The sequence below is a fragment of the Tepidimonas taiwanensis genome, from assembly GCF_020162115.1.
In the GTDB taxonomy this organism is placed as follows: domain Bacteria; phylum Pseudomonadota; class Gammaproteobacteria; order Burkholderiales; family Burkholderiaceae_C; genus Tepidimonas; species Tepidimonas taiwanensis.
The window spans coordinates 1,545,092-1,560,820 of sequence record NZ_CP083911.1 but is presented as its reverse complement, the minus strand read 5'-3'; the positions used below and the strand labels follow the sequence as shown (position 1 = coordinate 1,560,820).

General features: G+C 69.1%; 17 protein-coding genes. 13 read left to right on the top strand and 4 right to left on the bottom strand.

The window, feature by feature from the left end; translation table 11 throughout:
• Positions 1-25: 25 nt before the first annotated feature.
• Complete coding sequence (gpmA, locus tag LCC91_RS07200) at positions 26-769, bottom strand: 2,3-diphosphoglycerate-dependent phosphoglycerate mutase (protein WP_043700543.1); 744 nt, start codon at positions 767-769, stop codon at positions 26-28.
• Positions 770-881: 112 nt separating this feature from the next.
• Here gpmA and LCC91_RS07195 point away from each other — a divergent pair, with 112 nt between their 5' ends.
• From LCC91_RS07195 to LCC91_RS07180, 4 genes are all read left to right on the top strand, one after another.
• The gene (locus LCC91_RS07195; protein WP_043700545.1) at positions 882-1,289 is read left to right on the top strand and encodes a rhodanese-like domain-containing protein; all 408 of its coding nucleotides are present in this window, start codon (positions 882-884) and stop codon (positions 1,287-1,289) included.
• 22 nt (positions 1,290-1,311) lie between these two features.
• Positions 1,312-1,572, top strand: a complete 261-nt coding sequence (gene grxC, locus LCC91_RS07190; RefSeq protein WP_043700547.1) for a glutaredoxin 3 — start codon at positions 1,312-1,314, stop codon at positions 1,570-1,572.
• Between the two features lie 133 nt (positions 1,573-1,705).
• Entirely contained in the window at positions 1,706-2,155 is a 450-nt protein-coding gene (secB, locus tag LCC91_RS07185) for a protein-export chaperone SecB (RefSeq protein ID WP_043700549.1), read from the top strand.
• A gap of 60 nt (positions 2,156-2,215) precedes the next feature.
• Positions 2,216-3,238: an NAD(P)H-dependent glycerol-3-phosphate dehydrogenase gene (locus tag LCC91_RS07180; protein WP_043700551.1), complete on the top strand. Its 1,023-nt coding sequence runs from the start codon at positions 2,216-2,218 to the stop codon at positions 3,236-3,238.
• Positions 3,239-3,406: 168 nt separating this feature from the next.
• On the opposite strand, the gene panC is transcribed toward LCC91_RS07180, so the two are convergent.
• Both panC and panB read right to left on the bottom strand, forming a co-directional pair.
• Complete coding sequence (panC, locus tag LCC91_RS07175) at positions 3,407-4,258, bottom strand: pantoate--beta-alanine ligase (protein ID WP_043700553.1); 852 nt, start codon at positions 4,256-4,258, stop codon at positions 3,407-3,409.
• A gap of 9 nt (positions 4,259-4,267) precedes the next feature.
• On the bottom strand, positions 4,268-5,143 hold the full coding sequence (gene panB, locus LCC91_RS07170; RefSeq protein ID WP_043700555.1) for a 3-methyl-2-oxobutanoate hydroxymethyltransferase: 876 nt from the start codon (positions 5,141-5,143) through the stop codon (positions 4,268-4,270).
• A gap of 250 nt (positions 5,144-5,393) precedes the next feature.
• Between panB and nadC the strand changes: the two genes are divergently transcribed.
• The 4 genes from nadC to aceA all read left to right on the top strand — a co-directional run bounded on the left by nadC (position 5,394) and on the right by aceA (position 9,866).
• Positions 5,394-6,290: a carboxylating nicotinate-nucleotide diphosphorylase gene (nadC, locus tag LCC91_RS07165; protein WP_143897425.1), complete on the top strand. Its 897-nt coding sequence runs from the start codon at positions 5,394-5,396 to the stop codon at positions 6,288-6,290.
• Positions 6,291-6,336: 46 nt separating this feature from the next.
• Positions 6,337-7,434: a quinolinate synthase NadA gene (gene nadA / locus LCC91_RS07160; RefSeq protein WP_043700557.1), complete on the top strand. Its 1,098-nt coding sequence runs from the start codon at positions 6,337-6,339 to the stop codon at positions 7,432-7,434.
• Positions 7,435-7,598: 164 nt separating this feature from the next.
• Complete coding sequence (locus LCC91_RS07155; RefSeq protein WP_043700559.1) at positions 7,599-8,267, top strand: hypothetical protein; 669 nt, start codon at positions 7,599-7,601, stop codon at positions 8,265-8,267.
• Between the two features lie 279 nt (positions 8,268-8,546).
• Positions 8,547-9,866 carry an isocitrate lyase gene (gene aceA, locus LCC91_RS07150; protein WP_043700561.1) on the top strand — a complete coding sequence of 440 codons (1,320 nt, stop codon included), beginning with the start codon at positions 8,547-8,549 and terminating at the stop codon, positions 9,864-9,866.
• 152 nt (positions 9,867-10,018) lie between these two features.
• On the opposite strand, the gene LCC91_RS07145 is transcribed toward aceA, so the two are convergent.
• Positions 10,019-10,597, bottom strand: coding sequence for a malonic semialdehyde reductase (locus LCC91_RS07145; RefSeq protein ID WP_043700563.1), 579 nt, complete (start codon positions 10,595-10,597; stop codon positions 10,019-10,021).
• A 374-nt stretch (positions 10,598-10,971) separates the two neighbouring features.
• On the opposite strand from LCC91_RS07145, the gene thrS reads away from it, so the two are divergent.
• The 5 genes from thrS to pheS all read left to right on the top strand — a co-directional run bounded on the left by thrS (position 10,972) and on the right by pheS (position 15,709).
• The gene (gene thrS / locus LCC91_RS07140) at positions 10,972-12,897 is read left to right on the top strand and encodes a threonine--tRNA ligase (protein ID WP_043700565.1); all 1,926 of its coding nucleotides are present in this window, start codon (positions 10,972-10,974) and stop codon (positions 12,895-12,897) included.
• Between the two features lie 15 nt (positions 12,898-12,912).
• Positions 12,913-13,518 (top strand): translation initiation factor IF-3, encoded by a 606-nt coding sequence (infC, locus tag LCC91_RS07135; RefSeq protein WP_082007550.1) that lies wholly within the window; start codon positions 12,913-12,915, stop codon positions 13,516-13,518.
• Between the two features lie 382 nt (positions 13,519-13,900).
• On the top strand, positions 13,901-14,104 hold the full coding sequence (gene rpmI / locus LCC91_RS07130) for a 50S ribosomal protein L35 (RefSeq protein ID WP_043700569.1): 204 nt from the start codon (positions 13,901-13,903) through the stop codon (positions 14,102-14,104).
• Between the two features lie 38 nt (positions 14,105-14,142).
• Positions 14,143-14,523 (top strand): 50S ribosomal protein L20, encoded by a 381-nt coding sequence (gene rplT / locus LCC91_RS07125; RefSeq protein ID WP_043700571.1) that lies wholly within the window; start codon positions 14,143-14,145, stop codon positions 14,521-14,523.
• Between the two features lie 115 nt (positions 14,524-14,638).
• A complete protein-coding gene (pheS, locus tag LCC91_RS07120; RefSeq protein WP_143897424.1) occupies positions 14,639-15,709 on the top strand; it encodes a phenylalanine--tRNA ligase subunit alpha in 1,071 nt (356 codons plus the stop codon).
• The last annotated feature ends 20 nt before the right edge of the window (positions 15,710-15,729 follow it).

The window sequence follows — 15,729 nt, the reverse complement described above, 5'->3', positions numbered from 1 at the left end:
CCGCGTCCGTCCAGGTGAAAGGGGCTCAGGCCTTGCCCTGACGCGCGACCGCGGCCGCCGCCGCTTCGGCCGCCGCCGCGTCGCCCAGGTAGTAGCGCCGCAGCGGGCGCAGCTCGTCGTCGAACTCGTACACGAGCGGGATACCGTTCGGGATGTTCAGGCCCACGATGTCGGCGTCCGAGATGCCGTCGAGGTGCTTGATGAGCGCGCGGATCGAGTTGCCGTGCGCGGAGATCAGCACGCGCTGGCCGCGGCGCATCGCGGGCACGATGGTGTCGTTCCAGCACGGCAGCACGCGCGCCACCGTGTCCTTCAGGCACTCGGTCAGCGGAATCTGCTCCGGCGCCAGCGCGGCGTAGCGCGGGTCACCGCGCTGCCCGCGCGGGTCGGCCGGGTCGAGTGCGGGCGGCGGCACGTCGTAGCTGCGGCGCCAGATCAGCACCTGCTCCTCGCCGTACTGCCGCGCCATGTCGGCCTTGTTGAGGCCCTGCAGCGCGCCGTAATGGCGCTCGTTGAGGCGCCAGTCCTTGATGACCGGTAGCCAGATGCGGTCCATCTCGTCCAGCGCGTAGTGCAGCGTGTGGATCGCGCGCTTGAGCACGCTGGTGATGCACAGGTCAAACTCCCACCCCTCCGCCTTGAGCAGCCGCCCGGCCGCCATCGCCTGCGACACCCCGGTCGGCGTCAGCTCGACATCGGTCCAGCCGGTGAAGCGGTTTTCCAGGTTCCAGATCGATTCGCCGTGGCGGATGAGGACGAGCTTGTGCATGGGTGTGGGGGTATGGTGCGGGATCCGATGGGAGACAGCCCGCCATTCTAGAATACCGGTCCGACGGGCCCGCGCTGGGCCTGGTGTCTGTTCAACGCTGCTGGACGTTTCCGTGGATTTTTTGCTTCAGAACTGGATGTTGGTCGCCGTCGCCGTCGGGTCGGCGGCGATGCTGATGTGGCCGGCCTTCTCCGGTGGCGCCGGGGCGGGCGTCTCGCCGACCGAGGCGGTACAGCTCATCAACCGCGACAAAGCGGCGGTGATCGACGTCTGCACGCCGCAGGAGTTCGCGCAGGGGCACGTCACCGGTGCGCGCAACATCCCGCTCGACGCGCTGGAGCAGCAGCTGCCGCAGGCGGTCAAGAACAAGGCCACCCCGCTCGTGTTCGTGTGCGCGTCGGGTGTGCGGTCGCGGCGCGCGGTGGCGATCGCCAAGAAGCTCGGCTACGAGCGGGCGGTGTCGCTCGCCGGCGGCATGGCCGCGTGGCGCAGCGCCAGCCTGCCGGTACAGAAGGCCTGACGTCCCGAGCGAGGAGACCCGCATGGCCCAGGTGACGATTTACAGCAGCGACTACTGCCCCTACTGCCAACGCGCGAAGGCGCTGCTGCGCGCGCGTGGCGTGACCGCGTGGGACGAGATCAACGTCGACGGCCGCCCGGAAGTGCGCGCCGAGATGGCCCAGCGCGTCGGGCGCACCAGCGTGCCGCAGATTTTCATCAACGGCCAGCACGTCGGCGGCTGCGATGACCTGCACGCGCTAGACGCGCGCGGCGGCCTCGTGCCGCTGCTGCAGGCGGGCTGACGCGCCGCGCTGTCATAATCGCGGGCGGTTCCGCCCACGGCGCCGTCACCCGTGCGGGTGCGCGGTGTGTGGCGGCCGTCCCCTGAGTCGCTTTCCACGTGGAAAGCGGCGCCGATCTTGCTACCGTTCCACCATGTCCGACGATCAAACCCCGGTTTTTTCCATCCAGCGCGTGTACCTCAAGGAGGCGTCGCTGGAGCAGCCCAATTCGCCCGCCATCTTCCTCGAGCAACAGCAGCCCAGCGTCGACGTGCAGCTTGGCGTCGAGGCGCAGCCCCTCGCCGATGGAGTCTTCGAAGTGGCGGTGTCGGCCACCGTGCACACCAAAATCGGTGAGCGCACGGTGTTCCTGGTCGAGTGCAAGCAGGGCGGCATCTTCGAGATCCGCAACCTGCCGCAGGAGCAGATGGGGCCGATCCTCGGCATTGCCTGCCCGCAAATCGTCTATCCCTACCTGCGCGGTAACGTCGCTGACCTGATCAACCGCGCCGGCTTTCCGCCCGTGCACCTGGCCGAGATCAACTTCCAGGCCATGTACGAGCAGCAGCAGGCGCAGCAGGGCAACGGCAGCGCGATGGCCTGACGCGCGCCGGCCGGGCCCGCGGCGGCGGGCCGGCGGGGGCGCTGGCCGGAGACGGCACCGATGCACATCACGGTGATCGGCGCGGGGGCCTGGGGCACGGCGCTGGCCATCGCGGCGGCCGGGGCGCACACGGTGCGCCTGTGGGCGCGCGACGCGCAGCAGGCAGCGAGTTTGCAGGCGCAGCGCGTCAATGCGCGCTACCTGCCGGGCGTGCCGCTGCCGGCGGCGCTCGTCTGCGACGGCGGCGACGCGGCGGCCCTTGCCCCGACGCTCGCGCACACCGATCTCGTCGTGATCGCCACGCCGATGGCCGGGCTGCGCGCGTGGCTGCAGTGGCTGGCGGCGGCGCTTCCCGCCGCGGGCCGGGCCACGACGCCGGTCGTGTGGTTGTGCAAGGGGTTCGAGCGGCCGCAGGAGGACGCGGCCGTCGGGCTGCTGGGCCACGAGATCGCGGCGCACGTGGCACCGGCGCTGCGCGTCGGGGTGCTCAGCGGGCCGAGTTTTGCGCAGGAGGTGGCCGCGGGCCTGCCCACGGCGCTGGTGGCGGCGAGCCTCGACGCCGCGGTGCGCGAGGCGCTAGTGGCGGCGTTCCACGGGCCGACGCTGCGCATCTACGCCAACGACGACATCGTCGGGGTCGAGGTGGGCGGGGCGGTCAAGAACGTGATGGCCATCGCCACCGGGCTGTGCGACGGGTTGCGGCTCGGGCACAACGCGCGGGCGGCGCTGATCACGCGCGGCCTGGCGGAGATGACGCGGCTCGGGCTCGCGCTCGGGGCACGCGCCGATACCTTCATGGGCCTGTCGGGCTTGGGCGACCTGGTGCTAACCGCCACCGGTGACCTCAGCCGCAACCGGCAGGTGGGCCTGCTGCTGGCGCAGGGGATGACGCTGGCGCAGGCGGTCGATTCCCTCGGGCACGTGGCCGAAGGGGTCTACAGCGCGCGCACCGTCGCGCGCCGTGCCGCGACGCTGGGCGTGCGCATGCCGATCACCGACGCCGTGGTGGCGCTGCTGGACGGCGCATTGCAGCCGCGCGAGGCGGTGGCGTGGTTGATGGGGCGCGACCCGGTGGCGGAGTGACCGGATCAGCGGCCGCCGTCAGCGCCACCGTCGACGTCCCGCCGCGAAAATCCCATCCCCATCGTTGCACCGTGACGACGTTCGGTGTACCCCGCGGCGTGCTGCGTCGTCGATGAACGCAAGAAACCCGAGACAACACCTCGCCCCAGCGATGGGCGAGGCAACGGGTCAGAACTCCCAGTTGTCGATCAGGCGCGTGCGGCCCAGCCGCGCGGCGCCCAGTGCGACCAGCCGCCCGGGTTGCAGATCCTCGGGCGCCGGGGGTTGCAGGTCCTCGCGCCGGCGCACGGTCAGGTAGTCCACCTGCCAGCCGCGCGCGGTGAGGGTCTGCTGCGCGTGCTGCTCCAGCGCCGCGAGGTTGTGCTCCCCCGCCAGCACGCCGGCGGCGAGCGTGCGCAGCGCCAGCACCAGTTGCGGCGCTTCGGCGCGCTCGGCGGGCGTCAGGTAGCCGTTGCGCGAGCTCAGCGCCAGCCCGTCCGGGGCGCGCTCGATCTCGCCCCCGTGGATGGTGACGGGCAGCGCGAACTGCCGCACCATCTGGCGGATGACCATCAGCTGCTGGTAGTCCTTCTTGCCAAAGACGGCGTGGCGCTCGCCCTTGGCCTGCGCGAAGACGCACTGAAACAGCTTCATCACCACCGTGCACACGCCGGTGAAGAAGCCCGGTCGGAAATGCCCCTCCAGCAGATCGGCCAGTGCCGGTGGCGGCTGCACCTTGAAGGTTTGCGGCTCGGGGTAGAGCTCCGCCTCGCTCGGCGCAAAGACGATGTCGCAGCCCACCTCGCGGAGCTTGTCGCAGTCGGCGTCCAGCGTGCGCGGGTAGGTATCGAAATCCTCGTGCGGCAGGAACTGCAGCCGGTTGACGAAGATGCTGGTGACGGTGACGTCGCCCAGCGTGCGGGCGCGCCGCACCAGCGCCAGATGGCCGTCGTGCAGGTTGCCCATCGTGGGCACGAAAGCGGGGCGGTCGTAGGGGGCCAGCGCGCGGCGCAGCTCGGCGATGGTGTGGATGACTTGCATCTCGGGGGGTTACCAGGCGTGTTGGGTGTTGTCGGGGAAGGTGCCGGCTTTGACCGCCGCAACATAGGCGGCCATCGCGTCGCGCACGCTGGCCGCGCCCTCCATGAAGTTGCGCACGAACTTGGGCGTCTTGCCGAGGTGGATGCCGAGCATGTCGTGCATCACCAGTACCTGTCCCGCGGTGCCGTTGCCAGAGCCGATGCCGATCGTGTGGCAACGGGGCAGCTGTTGCGTGATCTCGGCGGCCAGCGCCGCGGGCACCATCTCGAGCACCAGCATGCTGGCGCCCGCGTCCTGCAACGCCAGCGCGTCGCGCCGCAGCTGCTGCGCCTCGGCGTCGGTGCGGCCCTGCACGCGGTAGCCACCCAGCGCGTGCACGGTCTGCGGCGTCAGCCCGAGGTGTGCGCAGACGGGAATGCCGCGCTCGACGAGGAAGCGCACCGTCTCCACCGTCCAGCCGCCGCCTTCGAGTTTGACCATGTGCGCCCCGGCCTGCATCAGCGCCGTGGCGCTGCGGATGGCCTGCTCGCGCGATTCCTGGTAGCTGCCGAAGGGCAGGTCGCCGATCACCCACACGGTGCCCTGCACGCGCCGCACACCGCGCACGACGCTTTCGGTGTGGTAGCACATCTCCTGCAGCGTCACGCCCACCGTGCTCGGGCGGCCCTGGCACACCATGCCCAGCGAATCGCCAACCAGCAGGCAGTCCACGCCGGCGGCGTCGGCCACCGCGGCGAACGTCGCGTCGTAGGCGGTGAGCATCGCGATCTTTTCGCCGCGCTCACGCATTTCCTGCAGGCGTGGCAGGCTGATGGGCTTGCGCGGGGGCAGGGGCGCGGCCGCCGGCAAGGTGCCGTAGGGGGTGCGGGGGGTCTCGTTCGTCATCGCGCGGCGTCCTTTCGGGGCGCAAGTCTAGACGAAACGGGCCCGTGTGCCTGGCCCCAGCCTCGCTCCGGTCGGGCGGATGTCGCTATGCTTACGCTTGTGACCGTTTGCCGCGCTCGCCTGCCGTTTGGCGCACCGCACCGTCCACCGGGTTGCTCGCTGCCCGCCGGCTCGCTGTGCGTTGGGTGTGCCCCGCGATGAGGGCGGCAGTCTGTCGTTTGCCGTACCGATACCGCTGTCCCGATCCTCCATGCATTCTCCTTCGTGCCCCGATCCCCTGTCGCTGCAGCCGCCGCTGCCGGATATCGCCGCCCAGGCGGCAGCCGATGTGGCGCGCGCGCTCGCTGAAGACGTGGGTCCGGGCGATCTGACGGCGGCGTTGGTGGATCCGGATCTGCGCATGCGCGCCCGTGTCATCGCGCGCGAGGCGGCGGTGGTGTGCGGCGAGCCGTGGGTGCGCGCGGCGGTGCAGGCGCTGGACCCGGACGCGCGCTGGCACTGGCACGTCCCCGACGGGCAGCGCGTGGCGGCCGACGGCGTGGTGTTTGAGGTCGAGGCACGCGCGCGGGCGCTGCTGTCGGCCGAGCGCACGGCGCTCAATTTTTTGCAAACGCTGTCGGCGGTGGCGACGCAGACCGCGCGCTACGTGGAGGCCGTGGCCGGCACCCGCGCACGCATCTGCGACACGCGCAAGACGCTGCCGGGGCTGCGCGTGGCGCAGAAGTACGCGGTGCGCGTCGGCGGCGGACTGAACCACCGCATGGGCCTGCACGATGCGGTGCTCATCAAGGAAAACCACATCGCCGCTGCGGGCGGCGTCGCGGCGGTGCTGGCGCGGGTGCGCGAGATGGCGCCGCAGGCGCTGTTCGTGCAGATCGAGGTCGAAACGCTGGCGCAGCTGCGCGAGGCGCTGGATGGCGGCGCGCGCGTGATCCTGCTTGACAATATGGACCTGGCGACCCTGCGCGAGGCGGTGCGCCTCAACGACGCGCACCCCAGTGGCGGGGCGGTGCTGGAGATTTCCGGCGGCGTCAACCTGCAGACCGTGCGCGCGCTGGCCGAAACGGGGGTGGACCGCATTTCGGTCGGCGCCCTGACCAAGGACGTCAAGGCCATCGACCTCTCGATGCGGCTGCAACCCCTCTGAACTTGCATCGGCGTCCGGGGACAGGCGGACGCGGAAGGACCCCGACATGGCATCCATCATCGAAGTCGACGTCGAACAGCCGGCGTGCACCACCCGCCACGCGTGGGCGCGCGTGCCCGAGGAGCCGTCGCCGTCCGAGCGCGAGGCGCTCAAGGCGCGCATCCGCACCCTGTTGCGCGAGCGCGGGGCGATCATGGTGTCGCACTACTACGTGCACCCGGACCTGCAGGATCTGGCCGAGGAGACCGGCGGCCTCGTCAGCGATTCGCTGGAGATGGCGCGCTTCGGCCGCGACCACCCGGCGCGCACGCTGATCGTCTCGGGCGTGCGCTTCATGGGCGAGACGGCCAAGATCCTCTCGCCCGACAAGACGGTGCTGATGCCGGACCTGGACGCGACCTGCTCGCTCGACATCGGCTGTCCCGCGGACGACTTTGCCGCCTTCCGTGCCCAGCACCCGGACCGCACGGTCGTCGTGTACGCCAACACCAGCGCCGCGGTCAAGGCGCAGGCCGACTGGGTGGTGACGTCGAGCTGCGCGCTCGACATCGTGCGGGCGCTGCGCGACCAGGGGCACAAGATCCTGTGGGCGCCGGACAAGCACCTGGGCGCCTATATCGAGCGCGAGACCGGCGCCGACATGGTGCTGTGGCGGGGCTCGTGCGTGGTGCACGACGAGTTCAAGGCGTTCGAGCTGGAACAGCTGCGCCGCGATCATCCGGGCGCGAAGGTGCTGGTGCACCCGGAGAGCCCGGCCGAGGTGGTGGCGCAGGCCGACGTCGTCGGCTCGACGTCGCAGATCCTGAAGGCCGCGGCGGAGCTGGATGCCGAGGTCTTCATCGTCGCCACCGACAACGGCATGCTGCACAAGCTGCGCACGCTCAACCCGGGCAAGCGCTTCATCGAGGCGCCCACCGCCGGCAACAGCGCCACCTGCAAGAGCTGCGCGCACTGCCCGTGGATGGCGATGAACAGCCTGCGCGGCGTGCTGGAGGTGCTGGAGACCGGCCTCAACGAAATCCACGTCGACCCGGCGCTGATCCCGCGCGCGCGGCAGCCGATCGAGCGCATGCTGGCCTTCACCGCGGCCTGCAAGCGCGGTGAGCCGGCCGGGGCGCTGGTGCCGGGCATCGGCGCGGCCTGACGCCGCGATCCCGAGGCGCGCGCAGGGGCATACACGCGCGGCGTGCCCACCGGTGCGGCGACGGCCCCACAATGGGGTTCACACATCGAACAGGAGACGCCTGCCCGTGAGCGGTCCTGAGGGGTCCGTTTCAGGGCGGTTCCACACCGATGAGGAGACGCCCCATGTTGGCCATCCTGCGACGCACGATCGCCACCGCCGCGGCGGGTCTGGTGCTGGCGGCGGGTTCGAGCGCCCATGCCCGCCCGCTGGAGCTGGACGACGTGGCCCGCGAGGGCGAGCTGCGGCTGCTGCCCGAGCGCCCCGACCCCGAGGGCTACGGGTATGTCTCGCACGTCGTCATCGACGAGGAGAGCCTGCGCGACGGCGTGGTGCGCGTGCACACCTGCCACCAGCGGCTGGACCCCAACGCGCGCATCGTCGTGCTGTTTAACCGCGAGCGCGTGCGCTCGATCGATATCGTGCGGGCGGAGGGGGTGGAGCGCGCGTGGGTGGACGGCCACCGCGTGGAGCTGGCGGGCGTGCAGCGCGGCGGCACGGTCTGCATCGATCTGCGCTCGCGCGCCCTCGATCCTTTGGGCGAGGGCCGCTGGCGGCTGCACGCGGGGCCGCTGATGCGGCGCTACCTGGACGGCTACCTGCCGATGGAGGCGCAGCTGCGCGTGAGCTGGCCGCCGGGCCTGCTGGGCGTGACGGCGGTGGAGCCGGCGCCGCAGCCCGGCGTGCGCCTGCAGACCGCCGCGGACGGCGCGCACCTGAACGTCATTTTTGCCGGGCGCCTGTCGGCCCGGTGGGAGTTGCAGCAGCGCGTGCCCTCGGACGGTGCGCGTTGATCGTGATTCCGCTATGCGGAAAGCGGCTTCGCGATCGTAAAACGCCGCGCTCGGTCGCGCGGCCACGCTTTTTGCATCCCAAAAAAAGCATTCCGCGATACGGGATGGTTGTTGTAAATGTTTGATTTCTCCTGCGTCGCAAAAGTCTTCTATAAGACACAAGACTGGTGTTATGTCTTATAGAAGACTTATACTGGAGGGGACGATGACGGGCGCCGATCGTGCACGGCGCAACCGGGACATCGGGGCGGTTTTCCCATCCTCCACAGGAGTATCGACATGACGCAACAACTGACCCGCGAACAACAGATCGCGGCCCTGGAAAAAGAGTGGGCCGAAAACCCGCGCTGGAAGGGCATCAAGCGCGGCTACAGTGCCGCCGACGTGGTGCGCCTGCGCGGCTCGGTGCAGATCGAGCACACGCTGGCCAAGCGCGGCGCCGAAAAGCTCTGGCGCCTGATCAACGGCGAGGCCAAAAAGGGCTACGTCAACGCCTTCGGCGCGGTGACGGCCGGCCAGGCGATGCAGCAGGCCAAGGCGGGGCTGGAAGCGGTGTACCTGTCGGGCTGGCAGGTCGCGGCCGACGCCAACACCTCCGAGACGATGTACCCGGACCAGTCGCTCTATGCCTACGACTCGGTGCCGACGATGGTGCGCCGCATCAACAACACTTTCAAGCGCGCGGACGAAATCCAGTGGTCGCGCGGCATCGGCCCCGGTGATGCGGGCTACATCGACTACTTCCTGCCCATCGTGGCCGACGCGGAGGCGGGCTTCGGCGGCGTGCTCAACGCGTTCGAGCTGATGAAGAACATGATCGCCGCCGGCGCGGCGGGCGTGCACTTCGAAGACCAGCTCGCCGCGGTCAAGAAGTGCGGCCACATGGGCGGCAAGGTGCTGGTGCCGACGCAGGAGGCGATCGAGAAGCTGATCGCCGCGCGCTTTGCGGCCGACGTGATGGGCGTGCCCACGATCGTGCTGGCCCGCACCGACGCCGAAGCGGCCAACCTGCTGACCAGCGACCACGACGAGCGGGATCGTCCGTTCCTGACCGGCGAACGCACGCAAGAAGGCTTCTTCCGCGTCAAGAACGGCCTGGAGCAGGCGATCAGCCGCGGCGTGTCGTATGCCCCCTACGCCGACCTGGTGTGGTGCGAAACCGGCACCCCGGACCTGGGCTTCGCGCGCGAGTTCGCGCAGGCCGTGCACGAGAAGTGCCCGGGCAAGCTGCTGGCCTATAACTGCTCGCCCAGCTTCAACTGGAAGAAGAACCTCGACGACAAGACCATCGCCGAGTTCCAGGACAAGCTCTCCGAGATGGGCTACAAGTACCAGTTCATCACGCTGGCGGGCATCCACATCAACTGGTACAACACCTTCATGTTCGCGTACCACTACGCGCGCGGCGAGGGCATGAAGCACTACGTCAACATGGTGCAGGAGCCCGAGTTCAAGGCGCGCGAGCTGGGCTACACCTTCGTGTCGCACCAGCAGGAAGTCGGCGCGGGCTACTTCGACGACGTGACCACCGTGATCCAGGGCGGTTCGTCCAACGTCAAGGCGCTGGCCGGCTCGACCGAAGAAGAGCAGTTCCACTGATCCGGCGCGCCGCGCCGCTGCCCCGCCGGGGGTGGCGGCCGGTGTCGGTTGGAACCCGTGGAATGGAAGGCCCGTGGGCTGCTGGAAGGCAGCCCACGGGCTTTTGCCGTTTTCGCGCCGTCGGGCGGCGGGTCAGGCCGTTGTGGAACGCATCAGAGGATGCGGCACGCCTCCTCGAACGGCAGGCGCGGCCCGCGCGGGTGCAGCGCCGCCGGGTCGCCGTAGCCCAGGTTGCACAGGAAGTTGGTGCGCACGGTCGTGCCGGCCCAGAACGCGGCGTCCACCGCGGCGGCATCAAACCCGCTCATCGGCCCGCAGTCCAGGCCCAGCGCCCGCGCGGCCAGGATGAAGTAGCCCCCCTGCAGGCTGGCGTTGCGCAGCGCCGTCGTCTCGATGACGTCGGGTTTGCCGGCGAACCAGCTGCGCGCGTCCGGGTTGTGCGGGAACAGCCGCGGCAGGTGTTCGTAGAACGCCATGTCCATGCCGATGATTGCGGTCACCGGCGCGGCCGCTGTCTTGTCGCGGTTGCCCTCCATCAGGCAGGGCAGCAGCCGGGCCTTCGCCTCGGGCGACTGTACGAACAGGATGCGCGCGGGCGAGCAGTTGGCCGACGTCGGTCCCCATTTCATCAGGTCGTAGAGCTGGCGCAGCGTCGCTTCCGGGATCGGGCGCGGCTGCCAGCCGTTGTGCGTGCGGGCGTGGTCGAAGAGTTGTTCGGTCGTGATCTGCATGGTGTCAGTGAAAAGGGTCACACAGGTGGGGACTGATTGTGCCGCGTCGCCAGGGGGGCGTGGGGCCTCGGGTCATGGCTGGCCAGCGCACCGCCGTGGCCGCTGCGCGTACCGGATCACCGCGGGCCAGGGTGGATCTGTGCGAAAATAGTATGAATCGGCACCCGACCGTGCCGCTACACCGTGCAGAAACGCACGGCTTCCGGTTCAGCCTTTCATTCCTTCTGTTGGACGCGACGGTTATGACACCGCGAACTTGCCAGGAGACCCCCCGGGCCCGTTGAGGCCCCGGCAGTTCGCGCCTGCCCGTGTCAAACCCACCTTTCCAGCGCGGCCCCGGTGCCGCGCTTTTCGTTTGCAGGACCCGTTCCACCATGATCCAGATCACGCTCCCCGACGGTTCGCAGCGCACGTTCGATGCGCCGGTGACGCTGGCCGATATCGCTGCTGCGATCGGGCCCGGGTTGGCCAAGGCCGCCGTTGCCGGCAAGGTGCAGACCGCCGAGGACGCCGCCCCGCGCCTGGTCGACTTGAGCCACCGCGTCGAGCGCGATGCCCGGGTGTGGATCGTGACGCCGAAAGACCCGGAAGGGCTGGAGATCATCCGCCACTCGACCGCGCACTTGCTGGCCTACGCGGTCAAGGAGCTGTACCCGGACGCGCAGGTGACGATCGGCCCGGTGATCGACAACGGCTTCTATTACGACTTTTCGTACAAGCGGCCGTTCACGCCGGAGGACCTGGCGGCGATCGAGAAGAAGATGGCCGAGCTCGCCGCCAAGGACGAGCCGGTCGTGCGTCGCGTGCTGCCGCGCGAGGAGGCGGTGGCCTATTTCCGGGGACTGGGCGAGCACTACAAGGCCGAAATCATTGCCAGCATCCCCGAGGGCGAGGAGGTGAGCCTCTATCGCGAGGGCAACTTCGAGGACCTGTGCCGCGGCCCGCACGTGCCCTCGACCGGCAAGCTCAAGCATTTCAAGTTGATGAAGGTCGCGGGCGCCTACTGGCGCGGCGACCACCGCAACGAGATGCTGCAGCGCGTCTACGGCACCGCCTGGGCGAGCAAGGAGGAGCTGCAGCAGTACCTGACGATGCTGGAGGAGGCCGAGCGGCGCGACCACCGCAAGCTGGGCCGGGAGCTGGACCTGTTCCACCTCGACGAGCACGCGCCGGGGCTGGTGTTTTGGCACCCCAAGGGCTGGACGCTGTGGCAGCAGGTCGAGCAGTACATGCGCCAGGTCTACCGCGACAACGGCTACCTGGAGGTCAAGGGTCCGCAGATCCTCGACAAGGCGCTGTGGGAGAAGACCGGTCACTGGGACAAGTACCGGGAGAACATGTTCATCACCGAAAGCGAGAAGCGCGACTACGCGCTCAAGCCGATGAACTGCCCGGGCCACATCCTGATCTTCAAGCAGGGTGTCAAGAGCTACCGCGACCTGCCGCTGCGCTATGGCGAGTTCGGCCAGTGCCACCGCAATGAGCCTTCGGGCGGCCTGCACGGCATCATGCGCGTGCGCGGCTTCACGCAGGACGACGGCCACATCTTCTGCACCGAGGACCAGATCCTGGCCGAGTGCGATGCCTTCACCAAGCTGCTGAAGAAGGTGTATGCGGACTTCGGCTTTACCGAGATCCTCTACAAGGTCTCGACGCGGCCGCCGGCGCGCATCGGCTCGGACGCGCTGTGGGACAAGGCCGAAGCGGCGCTGATGCAGAGCCTGCGCGACGCGGGGTGTGACTTCGTGATTTCCGAGGGCGATGGCGCCTTCTATGGCCCGAAGATCGAGTACACGCTGAAAGACGCCATCGGCCGCGAATGGCAGTGCGGCACGATCCAGGTCGACTTCAACCTGGCCGAGCGGCTCGACGCCGAGTACGTGGCCGAGGACGGCAGCCGCCAGCGCCCGGTCATCCTGCACCGCGCCATCGTCGGCAGCCTCGAGCGCTTCATCGGCATCCTGATCGAGCAGCACGCCGGCGCGCTGCCGGTTTGGCTGTCGCCGGTGCAGGTCGCGGTGCTCAACATCACCGACGCGCAGGCCGACTACTGTGGCGAAATTGCCAAGGCGCTGCAGGATCAAGGGTTTAGGGTCACGCTCGATCTTGGCAAAGACAAGATCACCTATAAAATTCGCCAACAGGCGATGCAGAAAGTGCCGTACCTCCTCGTCGTCGGCGACAAGGAGAAGGCGGCCGGGACGGTGGCCGTGCGCGCGCGCGGCAACCAGGATCTCGGCGTGATGCCGCTGGCGGACTTCGTGCAGCGCCTGCGTTCGGACATCGCGTCCAGGCATTGACAAAGGAAATACACCATCGCTACCGCAAGACCCAGCAACTTCCGTGACCGCCGCCAGCGCGAGGAGCGGCAACACCGGCTCAACCGCGAGATCACCGCACCCGAGGTGCGGCTGACCGGACCGGACGGCCAGCAGATCGGCGTCGTCCCGCTGCAGGAGGCGCTGCGCATGGCCGGGGAACTCGACGTCGATCTGGTCGAGATCGCGCCGATGGCCAATCCGCCGGTGTGCCGTCTGATCGACTACGGCAAGTTCAAGTACGCCGAGCAGAAAAAGGCGGCCGAAGCGAAGGCGAAACAAAAGGTCATCGAGGTCAAGGAAGTCAAGTTCCGCCCCGGCACCGACGAGGGCGACTACCAGGTCAAGATGCGCAACATCCGCCGCTTCCTGGAAGACGGCGACAAGTGCAAGGTGACGCTGCGCTTCCGCGGGCGCGAGATCACGCACCAGGAGCTCGGCCTCGCGTTGCTGGAGCGCATCCGCACCGACTTGGGCGATAGCATCGTCGTGGAGCAGTTCCCGAAGCTCGAGGGGCGGCAGATGATCATGATGATCGCCCCGTCGCGCAAAAAGGGTGGCTCTGCCAAGGCCGAACCGGCGGCGCCCGCGGCGGCGTCCTGACGGGCGGTGGGTTGTGGGGATGCCGCGGGGTTGACGCGCCGTTCCTGCCACGCGTGTGCTGCGCGGTGCAATCCATCGCCCGCCAACCCGCCGTCTCTTCCGCACGTGTGCTGCGCGGTGGGCGGGCGCCCCGCGTTCCCGGGGCGACCCGGCAGGCTGACCCGACCGTTCGGGTCAAACGGGATATAATCCAAAGCTTCGCGCGGTACGGGCGCGTCTTGGTCGGTTGGCTGGGGCGTGCGCCGGTGCCCGTGAACGGGTGGGGGCGGCTGGCGCGAGCCGGTCGTCGCTTTCCCTACAAGTGGCTCGGGGCCTGCAAGCCCCCGGCGGCGATGCCGGGGCGCCTCACGAGCACAACGCACAACAAAAGGAAGCCTTCATCATGCCCAAGATGAAAACCAAGAGCAGCGCGAAAAAGCGGTTTCGCGTTCGTCCCGGTGGCACCGTCAAGCGCGGTCAGGCGTTCAAGCGCCACATCCTGACCAAGAAGACGACCAAGAATAAGCGCCAGTTGCGCGGCCCGGCCAACGTCCACGAGCGGGATTTGGGCCACATCGCGCAGATGATGCCGTTTGCCGGCCTGTGATGGGCGGCACTGCCCCGTAACGAACCAAGGAGTCGACCATGCCTCGCGTCAAACGTGGTGTCACCGCGCGCGCCCGTCACAAGAAAGTCCTCGCCCTGGCCAAGGGCTTCCGCGGCCGCCGCAAGAACGTCTTCCGCGTCGCCAAGCAGGCGGTGATGAAGGCGCAGCAATACGCCTACCGTGACCGCCGTGCCCGCAAGCGCGTCTTCCGCCAGCTCTGGATCGCTCGTATCAACGCGGCGGCGCGCGAGCTGGGCCTGACCTACAGCCAGTTTGCCAACGGCCTGCGCAAAGCGGCCATCGAGATCGACCGCAAGGTGCTGGCCGATCTGGCCGTGAACGACAAGGCCGCCTTCGGCGCCATCGTCGAGCGCGTCAAGGCCCAGCTGCAGGGCGCCGGCGCTGCGACGGCCGCCTGACGCCAACGCGCCGCCCGCTCGCCGGGCGGCCGTGTCCGTCCCCAACGGGCCAGTCGCCTCGCGCGCTGGCCCGTTTGTCGTCTTCAGGGCGCTTCGCGCCGCAACGGATCCCCGCATGAACGACCTCGAATCCCTGGTGCAATCGGCGCGCGAGCAGTTCGCGCAGGCCCACACCCCGCAGGAGCTGGAAAACGCCAAGGCGCGCTTTCTGGGCAAGAGCGGCGCGATCACCGAGCGGCTCAAGGCGCTGGCGGCGCTGTCCCCCGAGGACAAGAAGACCGCCGGCGCGGCCATCAACCAGGCCAAGCAGGCGATCGAGGCCGCGCTGCAGGCGCGCCGCGCCGAACTCGCCGAGGCGGAGCTGCAGCGCCAGCTGCAGGCCGAGGCGCTGGACGTGACGCTGCCCGGGCGTCAGCGCGGCGTCGGCGGCCTGCACCCGGTGAGCCTGACGATGGAGCGCATCGAAGCGATCTTCGGTTCGATGGGCTTCGAGGTCGCCGACGGCCCCGAGATCGAGTCGGACTGGTTCAACTTCACCGCGCTCAACACCCCGGCGGACCACCCGGCGCGCTCGATGCACGACACGTTCTACGTCGAGGGTGGCAGCGCCGATGCGCCGTACCTGCTGCGCACGCACACGAGCCCGATGCAGATCCGCCACGCGGTGCAGCACGTCAAGCGCGCGCGCGCCGCGGCCGGTGTCGGCGGGGAGGGGTTGTTTGCCGGCGAGATGCCGGAAATCCGCGTGATCGCGCCGGGCCGCACCTACCGGGTCGACAGCGATGCGACGCACTCGCCGATGTTCCACCAGTGCGAGGGGCTGTGGATCGGCCGCAACGTCAGCTTCAAGGACCTCAAGGTCGTCTTCACGGCGTTTTGCCGCGCGTTCTTCGAGCGCGACGACCTGGCGCTGCGCTTTCGCCCGAGCTTTTTCCCGTTTACCGAGCCCAGCGCCGAGATCGACATCCAGTTTGCCAGCGGGCCGCTGGCCGGGCGCTGGCTGGAGGTGGCCGGCTCCGGCCAGGTGCACCCGAATGTCGTGCGCAGCATGGGGCTGGACCCGGAGCACTACATCGGCTTTGCGTTCGGCATGGGGCCGGACCGGCTGACCATGCTGCGCTATGGTGTCAACGACCTGCGCCTGTTTTTCGATGGCGATCTGCGCTTCCTGTCGCAGTTCCGTTGAGGTGGAAAGAAAGAGCCCGC

Excerpts from the sequence above, each read along its gene's own strand:
- nadC (WP_143897425.1), top strand. The coding sequence starts at position 5,394 with ATGCATTCTCCTTCGTGCCCCGATCCCCTGTCGCTGCAGCCGCCGCTG.
- LCC91_RS07155 (WP_043700559.1), top strand. The coding sequence starts at position 7,599 with ATGTTGGCCATCCTGCGACGCACGATCGCCACCGCCGCGGCGGGTCTG.
- panB (WP_043700555.1), bottom strand. The coding sequence starts at position 5,143 with ATGACGAACGAGACCCCCCGCACCCCCTACGGCACCTTGCCGGCGGCC.
- grxC (WP_043700547.1), top strand. The coding sequence starts at position 1,312 with ATGGCCCAGGTGACGATTTACAGCAGCGACTACTGCCCCTACTGCCAA.
- rpmI (WP_043700569.1), top strand. The coding sequence starts at position 13,901 with ATGCCCAAGATGAAAACCAAGAGCAGCGCGAAAAAGCGGTTTCGCGTT.
- secB (WP_043700549.1), top strand. The coding sequence starts at position 1,706 with ATGTCCGACGATCAAACCCCGGTTTTTTCCATCCAGCGCGTGTACCTC.
- LCC91_RS07145 (WP_043700563.1), bottom strand. The coding sequence starts at position 10,597 with ATGCAGATCACGACCGAACAACTCTTCGACCACGCCCGCACGCACAAC.
- thrS (WP_043700565.1), top strand. The coding sequence starts at position 10,972 with ATGATCCAGATCACGCTCCCCGACGGTTCGCAGCGCACGTTCGATGCG.
- pheS (WP_143897424.1), top strand. The coding sequence starts at position 14,639 with ATGAACGACCTCGAATCCCTGGTGCAATCGGCGCGCGAGCAGTTCGCG.
- LCC91_RS07180 (WP_043700551.1), top strand. The coding sequence starts at position 2,216 with ATGCACATCACGGTGATCGGCGCGGGGGCCTGGGGCACGGCGCTGGCC.
- panC (WP_043700553.1), bottom strand. The coding sequence starts at position 4,258 with ATGCAAGTCATCCACACCATCGCCGAGCTGCGCCGCGCGCTGGCCCCC.
- aceA (WP_043700561.1), top strand. The coding sequence starts at position 8,547 with ATGACGCAACAACTGACCCGCGAACAACAGATCGCGGCCCTGGAAAAA.
- nadA (WP_043700557.1), top strand. The coding sequence starts at position 6,337 with ATGGCATCCATCATCGAAGTCGACGTCGAACAGCCGGCGTGCACCACC.
- rplT (WP_043700571.1), top strand. The coding sequence starts at position 14,143 with ATGCCTCGCGTCAAACGTGGTGTCACCGCGCGCGCCCGTCACAAGAAA.
- gpmA (WP_043700543.1), bottom strand. The coding sequence starts at position 769 with ATGCACAAGCTCGTCCTCATCCGCCACGGCGAATCGATCTGGAACCTG.